The sequence below is a fragment of the Hephaestia caeni genome (genome assembly GCF_003550065.1).
Taxonomy (GTDB): Bacteria; Pseudomonadota; Alphaproteobacteria; order Sphingomonadales; family Sphingomonadaceae; genus Sphingomonas; species Sphingomonas caeni_A.
Window position 1 is genome coordinate 963624 of sequence record NZ_QXDC01000002.1, and the last position, 18127, is coordinate 981750.

At 61.7% G+C, this 18127-nt stretch carries 18 protein-coding genes; 13 read left to right on the forward strand and 5 right to left on the reverse strand.

Annotated features, from left to right (window positions below):
- Positions 1–55: 55 nt before the first annotated feature.
- From DFR49_RS04405 to DFR49_RS04430, 5 genes are all read left to right on the forward strand, one after another.
- Entirely contained in the window at positions 56–1612 is a 1557-nt protein-coding gene (locus tag DFR49_RS04405) for an FAD-dependent oxidoreductase (protein ID WP_119034575.1), read from the forward strand.
- On the forward strand, positions 1599–2444 hold the full coding sequence (locus DFR49_RS21625; RefSeq protein WP_147373642.1) for a hypothetical protein: 846 nt from the start codon (positions 1599–1601) through the stop codon (positions 2442–2444). The genes DFR49_RS04405 and DFR49_RS21625 overlap by 14 nt, the downstream gene beginning before the upstream one ends.
- Before the next feature lie 558 nt (positions 2445–3002).
- Positions 3003–3491: a helix-turn-helix domain-containing protein gene (locus DFR49_RS04420; protein ID WP_281271753.1), complete on the forward strand. Its 489-nt coding sequence runs from the start codon at positions 3003–3005 to the stop codon at positions 3489–3491.
- A gap of 93 nt (positions 3492–3584) precedes the next feature.
- On the forward strand, positions 3585–4697 hold the full coding sequence (locus DFR49_RS04425) for an endonuclease/exonuclease/phosphatase family protein (RefSeq protein ID WP_119034579.1): 1113 nt from the start codon (positions 3585–3587) through the stop codon (positions 4695–4697).
- Positions 4698–4795: 98 nt separating this feature from the next.
- Complete coding sequence (locus DFR49_RS04430) at positions 4796–5272, forward strand: hypothetical protein (RefSeq protein ID WP_119034580.1); 477 nt, start codon at positions 4796–4798, stop codon at positions 5270–5272.
- A 35-nt stretch (positions 5273–5307) separates the two neighbouring features.
- Here DFR49_RS04430 and DFR49_RS04435 read toward each other — a convergent pair whose 3' ends face one another.
- The 4 genes from DFR49_RS04435 to DFR49_RS04450 all read right to left on the reverse strand — a co-directional run bounded on the left by DFR49_RS04435 (position 5308) and on the right by DFR49_RS04450 (position 7972).
- Entirely contained in the window at positions 5308–6315 is a 1008-nt protein-coding gene (locus DFR49_RS04435; RefSeq protein ID WP_119034581.1) for a patatin-like phospholipase family protein, read from the reverse strand.
- Between the two features lie 3 nt (positions 6316–6318).
- On the reverse strand, positions 6319–6753 hold the full coding sequence (locus tag DFR49_RS04440) for a PIN domain-containing protein (RefSeq protein WP_147373643.1): 435 nt from the start codon (positions 6751–6753) through the stop codon (positions 6319–6321).
- A 48-nt stretch (positions 6754–6801) separates the two neighbouring features.
- Positions 6802–7260 (reverse strand): hypothetical protein, encoded by a 459-nt coding sequence (locus DFR49_RS04445; RefSeq protein ID WP_119034583.1) that lies wholly within the window; start codon positions 7258–7260, stop codon positions 6802–6804.
- A 121-nt stretch (positions 7261–7381) separates the two neighbouring features.
- The gene (locus DFR49_RS04450; protein ID WP_119034584.1) at positions 7382–7972 is read right to left on the reverse strand and encodes a sigma factor-like helix-turn-helix DNA-binding protein; all 591 of its coding nucleotides are present in this window, start codon (positions 7970–7972) and stop codon (positions 7382–7384) included.
- A gap of 395 nt (positions 7973–8367) precedes the next feature.
- Here DFR49_RS04450 and DFR49_RS04455 point away from each other — a divergent pair, with 395 nt between their 5' ends.
- From DFR49_RS04455 to fabI, 5 genes are all read left to right on the forward strand, one after another.
- Positions 8368–8754: a hypothetical protein gene (locus DFR49_RS04455; RefSeq protein WP_119034585.1), complete on the forward strand. Its 387-nt coding sequence runs from the start codon at positions 8368–8370 to the stop codon at positions 8752–8754.
- Between the two features lie 328 nt (positions 8755–9082).
- Positions 9083–10843 (forward strand): PHA/PHB synthase family protein, encoded by a 1761-nt coding sequence (locus DFR49_RS04460; protein WP_119034586.1) that lies wholly within the window; start codon positions 9083–9085, stop codon positions 10841–10843.
- Position 10844: 1 nt separating this feature from the next.
- Positions 10845–12266: a bifunctional enoyl-CoA hydratase/phosphate acetyltransferase gene (locus DFR49_RS04465; protein WP_119034587.1), complete on the forward strand. Its 1422-nt coding sequence runs from the start codon at positions 10845–10847 to the stop codon at positions 12264–12266.
- Positions 12263–13456 carry an acetate/propionate family kinase gene (locus tag DFR49_RS04470; protein ID WP_119034588.1) on the forward strand — a complete coding sequence of 398 codons (1194 nt, stop codon included), beginning with the start codon at positions 12263–12265 and terminating at the stop codon, positions 13454–13456. Before DFR49_RS04465 ends, DFR49_RS04470 begins: the two co-directional genes overlap by 4 nt.
- The gene (fabI, locus tag DFR49_RS04475) at positions 13453–14226 is read left to right on the forward strand and encodes an enoyl-ACP reductase FabI (protein WP_119034589.1); all 774 of its coding nucleotides are present in this window, start codon (positions 13453–13455) and stop codon (positions 14224–14226) included. The genes DFR49_RS04470 and fabI overlap by 4 nt, the downstream gene beginning before the upstream one ends.
- Before the next feature lie 28 nt (positions 14227–14254).
- Here the strand turns inward: fabI and DFR49_RS04480 are convergent, their stop codons facing one another.
- A complete protein-coding gene (locus DFR49_RS04480; RefSeq protein WP_119034590.1) occupies positions 14255–14680 on the reverse strand; it encodes a hypothetical protein in 426 nt (141 codons plus the stop codon).
- Between the two features lie 283 nt (positions 14681–14963).
- Between DFR49_RS04480 and DFR49_RS04485 the strand changes: the two genes are divergently transcribed.
- The 3 genes from DFR49_RS04485 (at position 14964) to DFR49_RS04495 (ending at position 18074) form a co-directional block, all read left to right on the forward strand.
- Entirely contained in the window at positions 14964–16856 is a 1893-nt protein-coding gene (locus DFR49_RS04485) for a PAS domain-containing sensor histidine kinase (RefSeq protein ID WP_119034591.1), read from the forward strand.
- The gene (locus DFR49_RS04490; RefSeq protein ID WP_119034592.1) at positions 16846–17469 is read left to right on the forward strand and encodes a response regulator transcription factor; all 624 of its coding nucleotides are present in this window, start codon (positions 16846–16848) and stop codon (positions 17467–17469) included. The genes DFR49_RS04485 and DFR49_RS04490 overlap by 11 nt, the downstream gene beginning before the upstream one ends.
- A 212-nt stretch (positions 17470–17681) precedes the next feature.
- Positions 17682–18074, forward strand: coding sequence for a response regulator (locus tag DFR49_RS04495; protein ID WP_119034593.1), 393 nt, complete (start codon positions 17682–17684; stop codon positions 18072–18074).
- Positions 18075–18127: the final 53 nt, after the last annotated feature.

Sequence of the window (18127 nt, forward strand, 5' to 3'; positions counted from 1 at the left end):
GTCGAGCGGCAGGCCTGACGTCTTTGTCCAACTATACCCAACTGCAAGGACTTCCATGGGGGACAGTGAGCATGACAAACTCGCATCGGAAGTTGAACGCGCATGCCGCATCTCCGATACCCTCTACGCCCTGAATCCCTTCCTTACCCAGCAGAACTTCTACTCCCAACAGCTGCGCGCGCTGGCGCTCGTTGCAGCCTTGGCGAAGCAGCTCTCGCCCGGCAAGCGCAACGTCTGCGTTGTCGGTGCTGGAATCGCCGGGCGCACCCTCGCTGCCGGCTTCGCGAGCCTGGGCGCCAGCGTTCGGCTCATCGAGGCCCGGCGCACACCATTCGAACGCTATCGGAACGCAGCCCATAGGGAACTGCATCCCAACATCATTTTTTGGCCCGCACAACATCCGACACCTGCAACGGCCTTACCGTTCCTCAACTGGGCTCAGGCAACCGCCGACAAGGTCGTCGAAGATCTGGAGAAGGAATGGGCCAACGGATTCGCCGACAAAGTCAGCCTCATCCATGACCGAGCGACGGCGGTTCGCCATGATGCAAACGGGATCACCGTGGAACTCGAAAATGGCGAGCCCATCGAGGCCGATCTCGCCGTTCTCGCGACAGGATTCAAAGCGGAGCGTAGCTTCGGCACGCTCCCCTCACCTAGCTACTGGTCCCCGAACGCAGTCGCCGACGAAGGCAATACGATCCTCGTCAGCGGCTCAGGCGACGGCGGGCTCATTGATGTCCTCTCGCCAATCCTTGGAACCAGGGTCACACGCGCCGCGCACATGCTCGCGGTTGCTTTGTCTGACAGTCCGCTCAAGGAAGATGTCGCAAAGGTCGAAGCAGAACGAACCTCAAGAATGATAGCGGGCACTCGCGATAGCGAGGATCCGTGCGCCTTCTACCGAAAGGTGCAATTCGCCCAGGAAACGGAAGACAAGTTGTCCGTACTGGCGGGATCCCACGAGCATCTCTCCAGCAGAGAGATCACTCTTCTCTACCAAAGCGTGAGTCCGTACTCGTTTACGGCCGCCCCCATAAACAAGCTCCTGCTGGCCTATTTCAGCAATGGACCCAGAAAATATGTCAAAAGCGTCAAAGGCGAGCTCCGCAATGGCGGTGGACAACATATGATGGCCTCCAATGACGGAGCCAGCGAACCGCTCGATCCACCCTGCGCGTTCGATCGCGTCATTGTCAGGCATGGCGCTGAACCCGCTGCTGCAGACCTGCTCACGCCGGCCGAACTCACCTCCCTGAAAGAAAAAGCCGTTGAGCATTCTGCGGCGGCCGACGTGAAAGACTATGACCAGACAATCTTCCGCTGGACAAAAGACGGGATGCGCAAATCAGGCGTTCGCCTCGAGGTGATGCGCCGTGCAATCCACCGCCAACTCAACCACGTCGCCTCGGCCTACGATCTCATCATCAAGCGTTCCATCATACTCGATGAGTGCTTCACCAATGCTAGGCCGATAAGAATCGAACTGGACGCAGACGATCGGAAGAAGGCCGAACAGCTCCGCCTGTTTCCTCTACGTCTAGGTCCGACTACAGTGAAAGTTGGCCCCGTGAACATCCATCGCAATAGGCCTCCCGATGACGAAGCGTAGCGGCCTTGCAGAACCCGGCCGAAACGCGAGCAATGCGCTCCGCCTCGGTACGATCATAAAAATCGGCATCGCCGGGCATCGAGATGCCCGCATGATGATCTCCGCGATCATCACGCGCGCAGACGTCGACGACGACAATCTCTATGTGCTGCTGACCGCTCATTCCCATATCGTGCCCAACGAGGACGAGGTTGCCTGCACGCTGATCCGAGGACCCGGCAAGTCGCGGCTTCCACTGGGAACCCTGGTTCCTCCCGAAACGGTGCTTGGACCGGGAAGCGCAAACCTAGGCTTCCATGTCATTCGCCTCGAGGCCACACCCCTTTTCAACAACCTCAGGGAGAACGCCAAGCCACTCGCCACCGTCCGCAACTTTCGCAAGGGAATCTGGGATGAAGGCACGTTCAACGTGCGCAGGCTCAACGACCTCAGCTGGATCGATGAACCAGATTCGGAGCAACCGGGCGGACACCGGAGATCATCAAATCGGCAATCGCTCCGGCATACCCTCAATCGCAAAGGACGGGTTGCCGGTGACCTGGATGAGGTCCGCATACCCGACCTCGGCACGACGCTCGCCTATTCCTATTGCGGTCTGGTAACCCGGGGTCGGAACCGCCCACTCGCAGAACCCCAAGCGCTTGGAGCGCCGGTGATCTCTGAAGCAGGAGCCCTTTCGGCAATAATCGTCGGTGCTGCCGATAGCGAAACTCTCGTCTACCCCGTCGAAGAGCTCTGCAAAGGTCGGGCGATTGAATTCGTCACGCTTGGCGAGGACTGGCCCAAAGTCAAGATTGCGGGCGCCCGTCACCTGCTTCGCCAAACCGGTTAGCGACCGACGGACTACCACCTTAGTTCGCGAGATCTGCCGCCTTATCGAATCACTCACCTCGTCGATGAGGCGCTCCTCGACTGCCTTGACAGGCTCGTCCCCTTCGAACGTCACCCATTCTTCCATGCCTGACCAAAAAATCGCGTCCAAAATGGATGGACATTGTCAATTTGCTTCGCGCCGACGATCCGCCCAATCGCAACGAATACGGCGACCGCGCTCCATACGCAGATCGGGGTCACTGCTGCAGAATGGATCGCGCCCTTACGGAACGGCCTTGGCGCCGCCCCGCAAGTCAGCCTGATCGCTTTCTCAACGCGACACGCAGGTACCGATTCGGAGCAGCTGCATATGAACATTTCAGATTCGTGACGCGCGCTTGTCCCCGCCAAAAGTCACGAGCAAAGCGTAACAAAAATTGCTTGAAATTGTATCTTTCGGTCACTGCAGCCCGATTGAGACGCACCCCCACAGCCTTGCCCGCCATAGAGGCATGTGATTGACTGGTCTCACTAACAGGCCTTTTCCGGGGGTCCGGCTAAAATGTCCTGCATCGAAATGGACGCCAACAGGTTTCGCACCCCCTGCCGGTCGCCGGGCGGAGTGCTGCGTATCCGGCCCCTGATGGAAACGAGATCAATGAGAAGCCATTCGCTCGCCAGGGCAACAGGAATTCCCCCCTCCCGGCTTGAAACCCTTCTCAACAAGAACCCCGATGACGTTACAGCCATCACCGTCTCCGAACTCGAGAACATCATCACTGCTCTCAATCTAGACGCTTTGGAGGCCATCCTCCGAGCGGACACGTTCAACCTCATTCCCGATGATCGTCGCGATCGTTACGAACCAATCATCCATGTCCTCAGCGCCATTTTCAGAGAAGTCTCCGCAACCGTCTTACAAGCTGCCGTGGAGCTGGACACCATCGGTGATCCCGAGGTGAAATCCGAATGGACCCCTGTTCTGAAAGACGTGATCCTTCAGCGTATCGTCAAAGAAATCGCCGTAGCTGCCGGCCACCGCACACGTTGGATGCTCGATGTTTAACCCTCGATGCGCTCGGACTAACCCGGAAATGTCATGGCGATCGTTTAATCGGCATTCACCAGCGATACTATTGAACGCGAGGGGGTGAACACCATGAAGCTTGCTGTCTACAATGTCGAAAACCTGTTCGACCGCGCCAAGGCCATGAACCTCGACAGCTGGGAGGAAGGGCGCCCGGTATTGGAGAAGTTCGCCGAGCTGAACGGCCTTCTCGGCGAGATCGACTATACCCAAAGCGATAAGAACCGAATGGTCGAGCTGATGCACGATCTCGGCCTCGCGAAATCTGACACCGGACCCTTCGTTATCCTACGCCGCAACCGCGGCGGGTTGCTACGCCGCCCGACGACCGGTGGAATCGTCATCGACGCAAACGGCCGCGCCGATTGGGTCGGCTCGCTCGAGCTGCGTGACGCGCCGGTCAACGAACATGCAATGCGCAACACCGCGCGAGTCATAATGGACCTTGAAGCCGATGTGCTCGGCGTAGTCGAAGCAGAAAGCCGACCGGTGCTTTCGGCGTTCAATACCGAGATCCTGCCCGCGCTCGGCGGTCAGCCCTTCCGCCACGTCATGCTGATCGACGGCAATGACGAGCGCGGGATAGATGTAGGCCTGATGAGCCGCAAGGGCTATCCGATCGGCACGCTGCGCAGCCATGTCGACGATTGCCTGCCGAACGGCCAGCCCGTATTCTCGCGCGACTGCGCGCAGTTCGAGGTGACCACGCCGAGCGGTGCGAGGCTGCTCGTGCTGGTCAATCACCTCAAGAGCAAGGGCTATGGCGGCACCGCCGCCTCGAACGCGAAGCGCAAGGCCCAGGCCGAACGCATCGCCGAAATCTACAAGACGCTCACCGACAACGGCGCGCAGCACATCGCGATCATCGGCGACCTGAACGATACGCCCGCCAGCGCGCCACTCAAACCTTTGCTCAGCGACACCGACCTGCAGGACATTTTTACACACCCCGCGTTCGACAACGGTGGCTGGCCGGGTACCTACGATCTGTGCAACGAGATCAACAAAATCGACTATCTGCTTCTCTCACCCGATCTATTCGACCGAGTGCAAGCTGGTGGCCTCTGCCGCAAGGGCATGTGGCCAGGCTCTCGACCGCGGCGCTGGGAACCCTATGCGGAAGTCGGGCGAAAGGCCGACGCCGCCTCCGACCACGCTGCGATCTGGGCCGAAATCGATATCTGATCAACGACGCTGACCACGCCGCACCGATCTGGTCTTGGCCAGTCATAGCACCTAGACTCTGTCGGACTGCTCGGCGACGCTTGGCAATGGAGTTCCATATGGACCACGCGATCAATATCCCCCTCTCGATCCCCAGCGATCTCACCGCCTTTTTCCGTATCGCTCGTGACGAGGAAGAAGCAGAGGAAATGGCGACGTTCGATCGGGAGACACTCGGCCCCTGCGTCGAAAATTATTTCGCAGGGCTTCAAACGCCCGATGGTCAGATCGTCGTCAGCCTGACGCTACCTCCCAAGCTGGTCCAGTCCGTCGTTCTATCCAACGCCCTCTTTGGCATCGATATCGGTGAGGACGGCCTGGTGACCTGCTTTCCGCATTCTATGGAAATGGAGGCAGTCGCCGAAGCCGATCGAACCGCCAAGAGCTTCGAAAAGCGCCATATTGACGAGCTTGTCGGCACCATGCTCGAAAATGTCGATCCAGAATTCGCTGGCGACCTGGATGATCTAAAAGACCGGCTCACTCGGTCATTGGCGATGGTCGACAAGGCCATCCAGACGCGCGACGGTTCATAAGGCCGGCCCCCAATCCCAATAGCCGCTATCTTTCGTCAGGCAGACCAGCGTTGGCGCCCGATGATCGTCCGCAACCGCCGGCTTGCCACGGAATCGAGCGCTGCAACTGCACTGACCCCGGCCCGCGCCAGAGCTTGCCTCGCATGCGCAGAAGCATTGTCGAGTTCGAGCTTCTCTTGCTCGGCCGCATCGAGGAGGGCATCGATGCGGATAAAGTCGGCCAAATCCATTTGCGGCAGTAAGTCCATCACGTGGTCCGTTTGGCTGCGCATCGCCAAAGTCAGCAATCGCGCCGGCGGCCGCGTTGCCCAGGATAATAGCCCTGCAGCGCCCGGATGGTCATCGCCATAGGGGCTTTTCAGCGAAACCGCCGTGGTGCCGATGCTGACCAGATGAAGATCGCTTAGCGCTAGATGCGGCCACGTCTGGCGTGCGATCATGACCGCACAAAGATCGGGCGCATTGGCATAAAGCCCACCGTCGACATAGCGACGACCCGTCTGGGCAATGCGATGAGCAGGGAAATAGGTCGGCGCTGAGGCGCTGGCGAGAACCGCGTCGCGCAACTTTATGGATCGGTGAACCGGGTTCACGTTCGTGAACACAACCGGCTGGCCGTTCGTCTCGTCGATTGCGGGAAATGCCACGATCCCATCAAGCTCACCGAGCTCGGGATCAGCATCACCCATCGCCCTCGCAACCGCGTCCTCAAGCGGTCCCCGCTCGTATTTCGCCTTGAACGCCCAGCGCAGCTTCCCCCGCCACCCGCGGTCAGGAAAGATCTTCGGGCCTTCCTCATCGAACATCGCGCTTAGTTCAGCGGGAGTGCGCCCCATGAGCAGTCCCGCCACGCACAACGCTCCCGCGGAGGTTCCAGCCATCACTTCGAATGCCTCGCGCACGGGCAGCCGCGCGGGATTGCCTCCAACCGGAACGCTGCGCCAGTCTTGCAGCCGCTCGAGCACCGCCGTCGTGAAACGCGCCATGATGCCCCCGCCCGTCAACGCCAATATGGCAACACTGCGAGGACGTGGCGGTCGCATCGCTCAGTCGGCGGGAGAAATGACGCGCAGCGACAGCCGCCCGCTCTCCGGAGGGATCGCGGCTGCGAACGCTTCCCATGCCGCACTGTTCTCGACGACGACAAGATCCATGTTGTGCTGAACCGCAATTGCCGCTGCAACGAGGTCCATCTCGCCGATCTCTTCCTCAGCCGCGCCGACGCTCAGCAGGTCTGCCAGGATCTCAGCCGACTTCAGGTCGAATTCCGCAGTGAGTACCGACTCACGCTTGTCGATCCGCAATTCCCGAGCGAGATCGTCGTAGCGGCGCTCCAGCGTCTTGCGATCGGCAGGATCGACCGTCGGGTCCATGCGAATAGCATCGAGTGCCTGCGCCATCGTTGTGATCGCGATCAGGGGTCGGACCCGTTCCTCCTCGATCCACTTGGTGAGCGGATCGAGGGGGTTCGCGGCGAGCAAGCGCAGGACGCTGCCCGATGTCAAAATGTAGGACATGCGAGTGTTTGGTCAGACGCCGTGGCGCTCGCCGGCAAGCGCCGGAACGCTCGCTCGTTCGGAGCGCCGGCGACGATCCGACCTACGCGGCGATAGAACCGGGAGTTCGGCACCGGCATCGATCATGCGCATGCGCGCCGTAATCGGCACGAAATCGTCCTCATCGTCCTGGGCCGCCTCGAGCGTTTCCGCGAACTTGTCGATCGGTATGATCACATAAGCTTGTGCCCGCTCGCCACCGCGCGCCTGCACCGTGACGATCTGCGGGGTTTCGGACGATGCGCGCAACCGGCCCGGCAGCTTGTCCTTGGTATCACGCTGTGTCGCGATCGCATGCTCATCGATACGCGCGACATAATGACCGATGGCATTGCCGTGCGCCAGCAATCCCTGCGCAGCCGCGCGGACGCGCGCGATCCACGTCTGTGTTGTATCGGTGCCGTCCTCGGTCCGCTCGCGCAAAGCGCCCATCGCGCATCTCCTTCGCTGCCATGTGGCCTCAAGTTGGGAATAATGAGGCCACATGTCAAGTGAAATATGGTAAGCCCGGAAAGCGCCGATCGGTAACGATCCTCCGCAACACCGTGGTTGTTCATCCTCCGCTGACGATGAGCGCTAGCACCACCATGGACGCCCGTCCCAACAAGATCGAGATCACAAAGATGGCAAGGTAGAATATGACGTCCACAAACATGTCCGAGAATTCAAGGCTTGGCAGAGGCCGCGCCGGCAGCGACCGGACACAGCTTCGCGGAGTCGCTGCGCGCGGTGGTGCCGCGCTCTTGCGCTTCTTTTGTCGCTTAGCCGGAGAGCGTGCAAGAGAGGTCCGCGACGTTCCCACTGGACGATCCGGCGGTGGTTCTCCCCATTCTGCTAGGCGCGAGAGCTTGAAGCGCATGATGCGAAGCGCCTTGTTCTGCATCTGACGCACGCGCTCCGAACCGACCCCCATCTCCTCGCCCACGGCACGGAGCGACAGAGCAGGACCATCGTAAAGGCCAAAGCGCAAACGGATGACGCGCTCCAGGCGCGGGCTTTGAAGCGCACGCAAGGCGAGCTTGACCGCTTCGCGATTGGCGGTCGCGATCTCGACGGTAAGAGCATCAGGCGCAGGTTCATCGCCGCACTCATGCCACGATAAAATACAACTTTCCCGATCATCCTTTTCCAGATCACAAGGCATAGAATTCTGCCTCACGATTCACGAATGAACCGCGCTCCATAGTTTGCGTGTGAGCAATAAATTGAAGCTATATGGCGGCTTTACCGCTCGTCAATATAGCCATCCGCTTGAAACTCGCGGGCGTTAAGTGGAGTGAGACACAACAACACACAATGAAACGCAATGGCACACGTCAGCGAACGCAAAAATACTTGAATAAATATTTTTACTTTGCTTGCCTTTGGCACCCAGACATCCAGTGATACCCTTCATCTATGTCCGCGAGAGCTGTGCTGGACCCGCGAATCGCTCCCAGGCACCGCAGCAGTGCGGAGCAATTACCATGGGACAGGAATGGCTGACTATGCGACGGATCAGGCCACTGATGAAACGCCACTTCAGCTACGGAGCCGACGATGCCCGATGAAACCCTCTCCGACGCCGAGAAGACCCGTTTCACCTTGGCCCTCGTCGAGCAATGCGTGCGCAACAGCTTCCTTGAAACGCTGCACGCCGGCACCGTGCCGGACAGCGCCACCGGCGATTATAGCGACGTCAAAGTCGTCACGCCCTATGGCGAGATACCCTGGACGCAATTGTCCCGCATCTCCGACACTGAGATGAAGACCTTGATGATCGAGATCACCAACAAGGTATTCACCTTCGTGACATACGCCGAGGACCTGGCTGTTCTGGGCCCTGCCAGGCGCTGGAACAAGCCAGAGATCGATACCGCCCTGGCGCGTCGGGCCGAACGGCGACGAGCCAGTCGACACGGCGGAGACGACGGTTCGCCCAAATAGCCGTTGCTCCATCACGGCATAGGTGGATCGGCTCTGCCCCGCTTCCAAATTGACCGATAAAACCCTAGCCGACGGATTACGCGCCAGAGCCTGACGTTCGAGGATCTTGGCGCAGCGGAGATGCCGCCGACCAGACCCGCTAAAGCCGCAAGCTAGAGATCCGCAGGGCCTTCATACCAGCAGGCGCGCGCCGGCCGCACGGAGCCAAAGCAATTCGAGTGATCCTGCTACGACCGACGTATAGCCTATCGTCGACGACCTACCGGATATTACGTAGTGCGATGCTCAAGTCCGGACGGCATGCCGATCACAGGCCTTCGGAGCAGATATGACAAACTCTTGCCCTTCCCATTCCAATCCAGAACCATTGGACGGGATCACCCAGACGCTCGATCGTGCGGCAGCCGCCCTTGTATCGCAGCTTACCTCAGGTCTCTCGCCCATCACGATGACCCAGGCATTTCTGGACTGGAGCACGCACCTCGCGATATCGCCGGGGAAGCAGGTGCAACTTGCAGCCAAGGCAGCTCGCAAGATTGGACGCATTGCCGACTATGCCGCCCGGCGAGCAGGAAACGCCGCGGCTTTGCCAGCGATCGAACCACTGCCGCAGGACCGGCGCTTCGTCGATCCCGCTTGGACCACGCAACCCTTCGACCTGATCGCGCAGGCCTTCCTGCTGAATCAGCAATGGTGGCATGCGGCCACCACCGGCATCGGCGGCGTCTCCCGGCATCATGAGGACATGGTCAATTTCGCGGCGCGACAATTCCTCGATGTCTTCGCGCCGACCAATTTTCTCGCCACCAATCCAGTGCTTCAGCGCAAGATCATCGAGACCGGCGGGCGATGCCTTGTCGAAGGGACACGGCACTGGTGGGAAGATGCACAACGCCTGAGCCGCGGCGAGCCGCCCGTCGGCTCCGAGCAGTTTGCTGTTGGCGAGACGGTGGCCGTGACGCCCGGCAAGGTGGTCTACCGCAACCACCTTATCGAGCTCATTCAATATGCGCCGACGACGGAAACCGTCCACCCCGAGCCGATCCTGATCGTGCCGGCCTGGATCATGAAATATTATATTCTCGATCTCTCGCCCAATAATTCGCTGATCCGCTGGCTCGTCGACCAGGGGCATACGGTGTTCGCGATCTCCTGGCACAATCCCGGCAGCGCGGATCGCGATCTCGACATGGATGATTATCGGCGTCTCGGCCCGATGGCCGCTCTCGAAGCCATTCAGGCAATCACCGGCTCGGACAAGGTCCATGGCCTCGGATACTGCCTGGGCGGCACGCTGCTTGCGATCACCGCCGCGGCGATGGCGCGCGACAAAGACGAGCGCCTCGCAACCCTGACGCTGCTCGCCGCGCAGACCGAGTTCAGCGAACCGGGCGAGCTCGGCCTCTTCATCGACGAAGCCCAGCTCAACCTGCTCGAGAATATGATGTGGAGCCGCGGCTACCTCGACAGCAGCCAGATGGGCGGCGCCTTCCAGATATTACGCTCTAACGACCTCATCTGGTCACGAATTCTCGCCACTTATCTCATGGGTGAGCGCGAAGAGATGTCGGACCTGATGGCGTGGAATGGAGATGGGACCCGCATGCCCTATGCGATGCACAGCCAGTATCTGCGCCAGCTCTTTCTCGGAGATGATCTGGCGGAAGGACGGTTCAAGGTCGAAGGCCGTGCGATCACATTGTCAGCATTGCGCCAGCCGCTGTTCGTGGTCGGAACCGAGCGTGACCATGTCGCGCCATGGCGTTCGGTCCACAAGATCCATTGGCTTACCAGCGCGGAAATCCGGTTCGTGCTGACCAGCGGCGGTCATAATGCCGGCATCGTCTCCGAGCCCGGCCATGCGCATCGGCAGTATCATGTCTCGACGCGCTCCCTCGACGGCCCCGCGCTTGATCCGGACGACTGGCTGGAACAGGCAGAGACGAAGGACGGCTCCTGGTGGCTCGAATGGGGCCGCTGGCTCGGCGAACATTCGAGCGAGCGCGTCGCGCCACCGGGCATGGGACAGCCGGAGGGCGCTTACCGGCCGCTCTGCGACGCACCCGGCCACTATGTGATGGAGCGCTGAGATGAGCGGCCCCGAGATGATCGAGAACCGGACTTTCGACGAGATCGTCGTGGGCGACAGCGCCAGCGTCACGCGCGTGCTGGGCGAACGCGACATCCAGCTCTTCGCGCTGGTCTCGGGCGACGTCAATCCGGCGCATCTCGACGCCGAGTTCGCCGCCGGCGATTTGTTCGGCCGCGTAATCGCCCATGGCCTGTGGGGCGGCGGCCTCATATCGGCGGTGCTTGGCACCGAGCTACCGGGCCCGGGCACGATCTACCTTGGGCAGAGCCTGCGCTTCCGCCGGCCGGTCGCGCTTGGCGACACGATCACCGCGACGGTCATCGCGAAGGAGAAGCGCCTCGAGCATCAGGTCATTCTGTTCGACTGCCGCTGCGTCAACCAGAAGGGCGAGGACGTGATCACCGGCGAGGCCGAGGTCCGCGCGCCGACCGAGAAGGTGCGTCGACCGCGCACCGCCCTCCCCGACGTGCAGATCGCGGACCATGACGGCTATCGCAAGCTTATCGAGCGGACAGCCGATGGCGAGCCGGTGCCGGCCGCCATCGTCCATCCCTGCAGCCCGGCCGCTATCACCGCCACCGCCAATGCGGCCGAAGCCGGTCTCATCGTCCCGCTGCTCGTGGGACCGCAGACGCGCATCCAAGCGGCGGCTGCAGAAGCCGGCAAGGATATTTCCGCCTTCCAGGTCATCGATACGCCCCACAGCCATGCCGCAGCCGCTCGCGCGGTCGAGCTGGTACGATCCGGGGAAGCGCGGCTGCTCATGAAGGGGTCGCTGCACACCGACGAGATGATGGGCGCCGTCGTGCCCTCCGCGACCGGCCTGCGCACCGAACGCCGGATCAGCCATGCCTATGTGATGGACGTCCCCGGTCACCCGGCGCCGCTCATCATCACCGACGCCGCCATCAACATCGAGCCGAGCCTCGAAGACAAGGCGGACATCATCCGCAACGCCATCGACCTTGCCCATGTGATCGGCATCGAGGCGCCCAAGGTCGCGATCCTTTCCGCCGTGGAAACGGTGAACCCGGCCATCCGCTCGACCCTGGACGCCGCCGCGCTCTGCAAGATGGCCGATCGCGGCCAGATCACGGGCGGCGTCCTCGACGGCCCCCTCGCCTTCGACAATGCGATCAGCGAAGCGGCCGCAAAGGAGAAGGGCATCGTCTCGCCCGTTGCCGGCCGTGCCGAGATCCTCGTGGTGCCTAATCTCGAGGCCGGCAATATGCTCGCTAAGCAGCTGACCTTCCTCGGCGGCGCCGATGCGGCCGGCGTCGTACTCGGCGCTCGCGTGCCCATCATTCTCACCAGCAGGGCGGATTCGCTGCGCACGAGCCTTGCATCCTGCGCGGTCGCCGTGCTTCTCGCACGCGCGGCGCCCAAGGCAGCACCCGGTCCGCTGGTGCACCCGGCATGAAGGCGATCGTCACGCTCAACGCGGGCTCGTCCAGCATCAAATTCGCTTTGTATGAGCTTTCGGGGGACAGCCTACGGTTCGATGCCGGCGGAAAGATCGAGGAAATCGGCACGGCGCCGCGCCTTCGGGCCCGCAATGCCGACGGCGATATCCTTGAGCGAAACTGGCCGCACGATGGCGCCCTCTCGCACGAGCATCTGCTCGAGGATCTGTTCGCCTGGGCCGCCACGCAGCTCGGCGACCGGGAGATTATCGCCATCGGCCACCGCATCGTTCATGGCGGACCGTATTTCGCTGCGCCACGCCTGCTCGACGACGCCCTGCTCGACGCGCTCGACACGCTGATCCCCCTCGCGCCGCTCCATCAGCCCCACAACCTCGCCGCGGTCCGGGCCCTGCGCGCGCTCGCGCCCGATCTGCCGCAGATCGCCTGCTTCGACACCGCCTTCCATCACGACCTGCCCGCGCTCGCTACCCGCCTTCCCCTGCCCCGCGCCTTCCACGACCAAGGCGTGCGGCGCTACGGCTTCCATGGCCTGTCCTATGAACATATCGCCGAGCGTCTGAGAGAGGCCGACCCAGATCGCGTGGGCGGCCGGGTGATCGCAGCGCATCTGGGCAACGGCGCCAGTATGTGCGCGATACGCGCGGGAAAGAGCGTCGACACGACCATGGGGTTTACCGCGCTCGACGGGCTGATGATGGGCACGCGGTCCGGCGCGCTCGATCCCGGCGTCATCCTTCACCTTCAGACACAACTGCGGATGTCGGCCCAGGAGGTGGAGACGCTGCTCTACAAGAAGTCCGGCCTGCTTGGGGTATCCGGACTATCCAGTGACATGCGTTCGCTCCATACGAGCGACGCACCCCAGGCGGCTGAAGCGATCGACCTGTTCGTGCGCCATGCGGCCCGTCAGGCGGCGGCGCTGATCCCGGCGCTGGGCGGCCTCGATGGCATGGTCTTCACGGCCGGCATCGGCGAAAATGATCCCGTGATCCGCGCGCGGATATGCGAGAGCCTGTCGTGGTTGGGACTTGCCCTCGACGCTGAAGCCAATGGACGCAACGCCAGCATCATCAGCGCGCAAGGAAGCAAGGTGCTTGTCCGGGTCATTCCCACGGACGAAGAAGCAGTGATTGCCCGTCATGTCGTCAATCTGATCAAATTCGAAGGGAGCCATTCTCCATGAAGCCGCTGATCGATCTTTCAGGAAAGCGCGGCCTCGTGGTCGGCATCGCCAATGAAAGCAGTATCGCCGCCGGCTGCGCGGAAGCGTTCTCACGCTGCGGGGCGCGGCTCGCGGCAACCTATCTCAACGAAAAATCGAAGACCTATGTCGAACCGGTCGCGCGTGCCCTCGGCGTCGAATGGCTGGCGCCTTGCGATGTCCGGCAGCCCGGCGAACTTGAGGCTCTGTTCGAACGGTTAGAACGGGAATGGGGCGGCCTCGACTTTCTCCTGCACTCCATCGCCTTTGCGCCGCGCGAGGATCTGCATGGCCGGGTCGTCGATTCCTCTGCGGAGGGCTTCGCGCTCGCGATGGACGTTTCGTGCCACAGCTTCCTGCGCATGGCGAAACTTGCAGAACCGCTGATGACCGATGGCGGCACGCTGCTCTGCGTTACCTTCTACGGCTCGGAGCGCGTGGTCGAGAATTACAATCTCATGGGCCCGGTGAAAGCCGCGCTGGAGAGCGCCACGCGCTATGTCGCCGCCGAACTCGGCCCTAAAGGCATCCGGGCCCATGCGATCTCACCGGGACCGATCGCGACCCGCGCTGCAAGCGGAATCGAGCGGTTCGACGAACTGCTCGAGCGCGCCGCCGCCACCGCACCGGCCGGCCAACTGGTCGATATTGAGGATGTGGGCGCCTTGGCCGCGTTTCTCGTCAGCGACGCTGCCCGCCGTATCACCGGCACGATCATTCCGGTGGACAGCGGACAACATCTCATGGCCTGAGCGTGCGGCGGCGCGGATGGACGCTTCCTCAGCCTTTCTTCGGCGGTGCATCCTTTTCCTGAGCCGATGACGGCGCGGCCGATCCCACCAGAGCCAGCCACGGCTTGAACAGCGTCTCAACCGGAAGCGTCGGCTCGACCGTCAATGCCTCGGCCCAGCTTTTGCGCCAGTCACCCACGGCGGTCTCGATCTCTTGCGCGGTCGTGGTACGCACGGCCTCGATCTCGGCCAGCATGTCCTGCCAATGCCCGTTGACGCTGTTGACCGAAACGGTCTTTTCCGTCGAGACGCTATTCGCCAAGGCGAGGCGGGCTTCCTCGCTGATTTCGGACGCGCCCTTGGTGCCCAATTCGATCAGCTTCTGTCCGCTCTCGCGCCATGTTTCCGCGAGCTTGAGGCCGAGGCGAATATTCGCCTGGGCGAGGGCAACGACATTTTCGAGCGGCTGTGCCATGATTGTCTCCTGATATGGCGTGTCCTTGCAGACGGATCGCCCGAAACCTGATCGTCCGGAACTCTGGCGGCCATCGTGGAATATACGTAGCCCCGATTTGGCGGAGGTCTCGCGTGCCGACCGTGGGTAGCGATTGCAGTCAACGCATTGCCTAATCACGTCTCGCTCGTGACTTTTCTTTTCAACGGCACAACGTTGTCACGAAATATTCTTCGGGAGTTGCGGTAAGCGGGCGGCGGGACCACTCTGAGACGTACAACTTCATCGCTCTGAATCGAAATCAATGGCCAAGACGCATCCAGCTCTGTCCCCACGCGCCGGACCGTTCGGTTCGCTCGCTGCAGCCGTAGTTTTTGTCGCGATTGCTACTGCGGCCGCGCTCGGCGTCGAACCCTTCCTGGCGGATCGGCCGACCTGGTTGCTGCTAACCGTGGCGGTTCTCGCCTCGGCGTGGACCCGCGGAGTCATGGCGGCCATCTTCGCGACCGCCACTGCTGCAATCACCGGCTTCCTGCTGGTCGAGACGCCGTTCCGCGACATGGATCATCTCGTCCATGCGGCAGGCTTCGCGACCATATCGATCGGGATTATCTTGCTCACAGGCCGACTTTCGCACTGGCAGAAAGCCGCGCATGTCCATGAAATCGATGCCGGGGAAAACTCGCGCAAGGCGCATGAGAGCGCGGAAGAACTGGCATTGCTAATCGATGGTGCGACGACGCTGGCGATCTACATGCTCGATGAAGCCGGCAACGTCGCGATCTGGAACAAGGGTGCCGAGCGGATCAAGGGTTGGAAGGAAAGCGAAATCCTCGGGCGAAGCGCCGCGATATTCTACCCTCATGATGATGTTGCGAACGGCAAGCCTCAAGCCGACCTCGATCGCGCATGCTCGGAAGGCCGATTCCAGGAGGAGAGCTGGCGCTTGCGCAAGGACGGCTCGGAATTCCTGGCCGATATCACCATCACCCCGCTTTATGACGAGGACAGCCGGCTGCGCGGGTTCGGGAAGGTTGTGCGTGACATTACCGACGAGAAAGCCGCTGAACGCGCGATCGAGAAGCGCGAGGCGCAACTGAATTCCATCCTTGCGAGTGTCCCCGATGCCATGGTGGTGATCGATGCCGAGGGTACGATGCTCTCGTTCAGCCATGCGGCGCAGAAGATGTTCGGATACACAGAAGCCGAAGTCCTCGGCAAGAACGTCTCGATGCTGATGCCCTCCCCCGACCGCGAAGCGCACGACTCCTATATCGCGCGCTACCTCGAGACCGGGGTAGCGCATATCATTGGCAGCACACGGCGGGTCATGGGCTGCCGCAAGGACGGCACGCTCGTTCCGCATGAACTGGCGATCGGCGAAGCAACCGGGGGCGGGGAGCGGGTGTTCACGGGCTTCATGCGCGATCTCACAGAGCAGGAGGCGACCGCCGCTCATCTCAAGGATCTGCAGGCCGAACTGATCCATGTCTCACGGGTGAGCGCAATGGGCGCCATGGCCTCGACCCTGGCGCATGAGCTCAACCAGCCGATCACGGCCGTCGTCAACTATGTGCAGATCGCTCATGTTCTGCTCGAAGATCCCGATCCGGAGACTATCGCGGAAGTGCGCGAGGCGCTCGCCGACGCGGCATCGGAATCGCTGCGCGCCGGTCAGATCGTTCGCCGGCTGCGCGATTTCGTGGCGCGCGGTGATGTGCAGAAGCGCGTCGAGGATTTGCCGAAGCTGATTGAGGAGGCCTGCTCGCTAGGTTTAGTGGGCCTCAGCGAACATGGCATCCGCACCCGGCTTGAGATCGATCCGGCCGCGACACCGGTGCTGTGCGATCGTGTCCAGATCGAGCAGGTCCTCGTCAACCTCATTCGCAATGCCGCCGAAGCGATGGCGGAAAGCCCTGTGCGTGAACTCACGATTGCGACGGCGCTCGAAGGCCCAGCGATGGTGCGCGTCACCATCGCCGACACCGGCCCCGGCCTTGACCCGGAGGTCGCGGCCCAACTCTTTCAGGCGTTCCTCAGCACCAAGACCGAAGGCATGGGCCTTGGGCTGTCGATCTGCCGTACCATCGTCGAGGCGCATGGCGGAAAGATCTGGGTCGACACACCCGCGGAAGGCGGAACGCGCTTCCATTTCACCTTGATGTATATTGCCGCGGAGGACCGTGATGACGGATAGGCGTACGGTTCATATCGTCGACGACGAGGCCGCGATCCGCCGTTCAGCGGGCTTCCTCCTCAAGAAGTCGGGTTACCGCGTCGAAGCCTGGGCCTCCGGCGTCGATTTCCTGAAGGAGGTTCGGCACGCGACCGAGGGCTGCATATTGCTCGACGTCCGCATGCCCGTCATGGACGGTCTAGAGGTTCAAAAGGCGTTGGTGGAGCAAGGCGTGACGATGCCGATCGTGCTGCTCACGGGCCACGCCGATGTCGGCATCGCGGTGCGCGCCATGAAGGCTGGCGCGGTCGATTTCGTCGAAAAGCCGTTCGATATGGCCGTACTGCTCGGCGCGATCGAGGCGGCGTTTGCCCGTCTTGACGACAAGGAACGCTACGCCGCCTCGGCGCAGGAGGCTGCACTCGTGGTTGCCAGTCTCACGCCGCGCGAGCGGGACGTGCTCGAAGGCCTCGCGCGCGGATTGCCCAACAAGACGATCGCCTATGATCTCGCTATCTCCGCCCGGACGGTCGAGGTCCACCGGGCGAATCTTATGACGAAGCTGGGGGTTTACTCCTTTCCCGACGCCCTGCGGATCGCGTTTGCCGCGGGCCTCGGCACCGACCGGGAATAGCAATTGTCGATTCCGGTCATTCGTCGTTCATGCACCCGACCATCCGGCCTTCAGGCATCCCATCTGTTCAAACAGTAGCAGGATGCGCCCAGGGACGGACCAGGCAAACACTCCGATTTGCAGTCTCCTGGATGGGTATGATTACGTAGGGACGCGTTTTGGTGCGCGACACATAGTGGCGTCAGACCGCATTTTACCAGCAGGGATGCACGATGCCCCAGCTACCCAATTCTGCCGAACCGGAACGACCGCGCGTCCTGCTCGTGGAGGATGACAGCGCAGTTCGACGCTCGATCCAGTTGATCCTTCAAGCGCGCGGCTATGATGTGCGCGCCTTTTCCAGTGGCGCCCTTGCGCTTGCCGATCCATCCGCGACCGAGGCTGCCTGTCTTGTGACGGATTACCGCATGGTCGGTATGAGCGGCCTAGATTTGTTACGTGGGCTTCGCGCTGCTGGATGGTGGCGGCCCGCCATCCTGATCACCGCCCATCGCAACGATACAATCGAGGACCTGGCGGGCACGCTGTTCGATGAAATTCTGGAGAAGCCCTTGCTGGATCGTCGCCTGTGCGCATGCGTCGACCGCGCGACTGGCCGGGTTTAGGTTCCGGCGCTGCGTGCGGTCTGTCGGTCAGCCGCCTGTTTCGTTGGGCGGTG

Excerpts from the sequence above, each read along its gene's own strand:
- DFR49_RS04435 (WP_119034581.1), bottom strand. The coding sequence starts at position 6,315 with ATGCGACCGCCACGTCCTCGCAGTGTTGCCATATTGGCGTTGACGGGC.
- DFR49_RS04465 (WP_119034587.1), top strand. The coding sequence starts at position 10,845 with ATGAGCGGCCCCGAGATGATCGAGAACCGGACTTTCGACGAGATCGTC.
- DFR49_RS04445 (WP_119034583.1), bottom strand. The coding sequence starts at position 7,260 with ATGGGCGCTTTGCGCGAGCGGACCGAGGACGGCACCGATACAACACAG.
- DFR49_RS04470 (WP_119034588.1), top strand. The coding sequence starts at position 12,263 with ATGAAGGCGATCGTCACGCTCAACGCGGGCTCGTCCAGCATCAAATTC.
- DFR49_RS04490 (WP_119034592.1), top strand. The coding sequence starts at position 16,846 with ATGACGGATAGGCGTACGGTTCATATCGTCGACGACGAGGCCGCGATC.
- DFR49_RS04405 (WP_119034575.1), top strand. The coding sequence starts at position 56 with ATGGGGGACAGTGAGCATGACAAACTCGCATCGGAAGTTGAACGCGCA.
- DFR49_RS21625 (WP_147373642.1), top strand. The coding sequence starts at position 1,599 with ATGACGAAGCGTAGCGGCCTTGCAGAACCCGGCCGAAACGCGAGCAAT.
- fabI (WP_119034589.1), top strand. The coding sequence starts at position 13,453 with ATGAAGCCGCTGATCGATCTTTCAGGAAAGCGCGGCCTCGTGGTCGGC.
- DFR49_RS04420 (WP_281271753.1), top strand. The coding sequence starts at position 3,003 with ATGGACGCCAACAGGTTTCGCACCCCCTGCCGGTCGCCGGGCGGAGTG.
- DFR49_RS04480 (WP_119034590.1), bottom strand. The coding sequence starts at position 14,680 with ATGGCACAGCCGCTCGAAAATGTCGTTGCCCTCGCCCAGGCGAATATT.
- DFR49_RS04430 (WP_119034580.1), top strand. The coding sequence starts at position 4,796 with ATGGACCACGCGATCAATATCCCCCTCTCGATCCCCAGCGATCTCACC.
- DFR49_RS04460 (WP_119034586.1), top strand. The coding sequence starts at position 9,083 with ATGACAAACTCTTGCCCTTCCCATTCCAATCCAGAACCATTGGACGGG.
- DFR49_RS04450 (WP_119034584.1), bottom strand. The coding sequence starts at position 7,972 with ATGCCTTGTGATCTGGAAAAGGATGATCGGGAAAGTTGTATTTTATCG.
- DFR49_RS04455 (WP_119034585.1), top strand. The coding sequence starts at position 8,368 with ATGCCCGATGAAACCCTCTCCGACGCCGAGAAGACCCGTTTCACCTTG.
- DFR49_RS04485 (WP_119034591.1), top strand. The coding sequence starts at position 14,964 with ATGGCCAAGACGCATCCAGCTCTGTCCCCACGCGCCGGACCGTTCGGT.
- DFR49_RS04495 (WP_119034593.1), top strand. The coding sequence starts at position 17,682 with ATGCCCCAGCTACCCAATTCTGCCGAACCGGAACGACCGCGCGTCCTG.
- DFR49_RS04425 (WP_119034579.1), top strand. The coding sequence starts at position 3,585 with ATGAAGCTTGCTGTCTACAATGTCGAAAACCTGTTCGACCGCGCCAAG.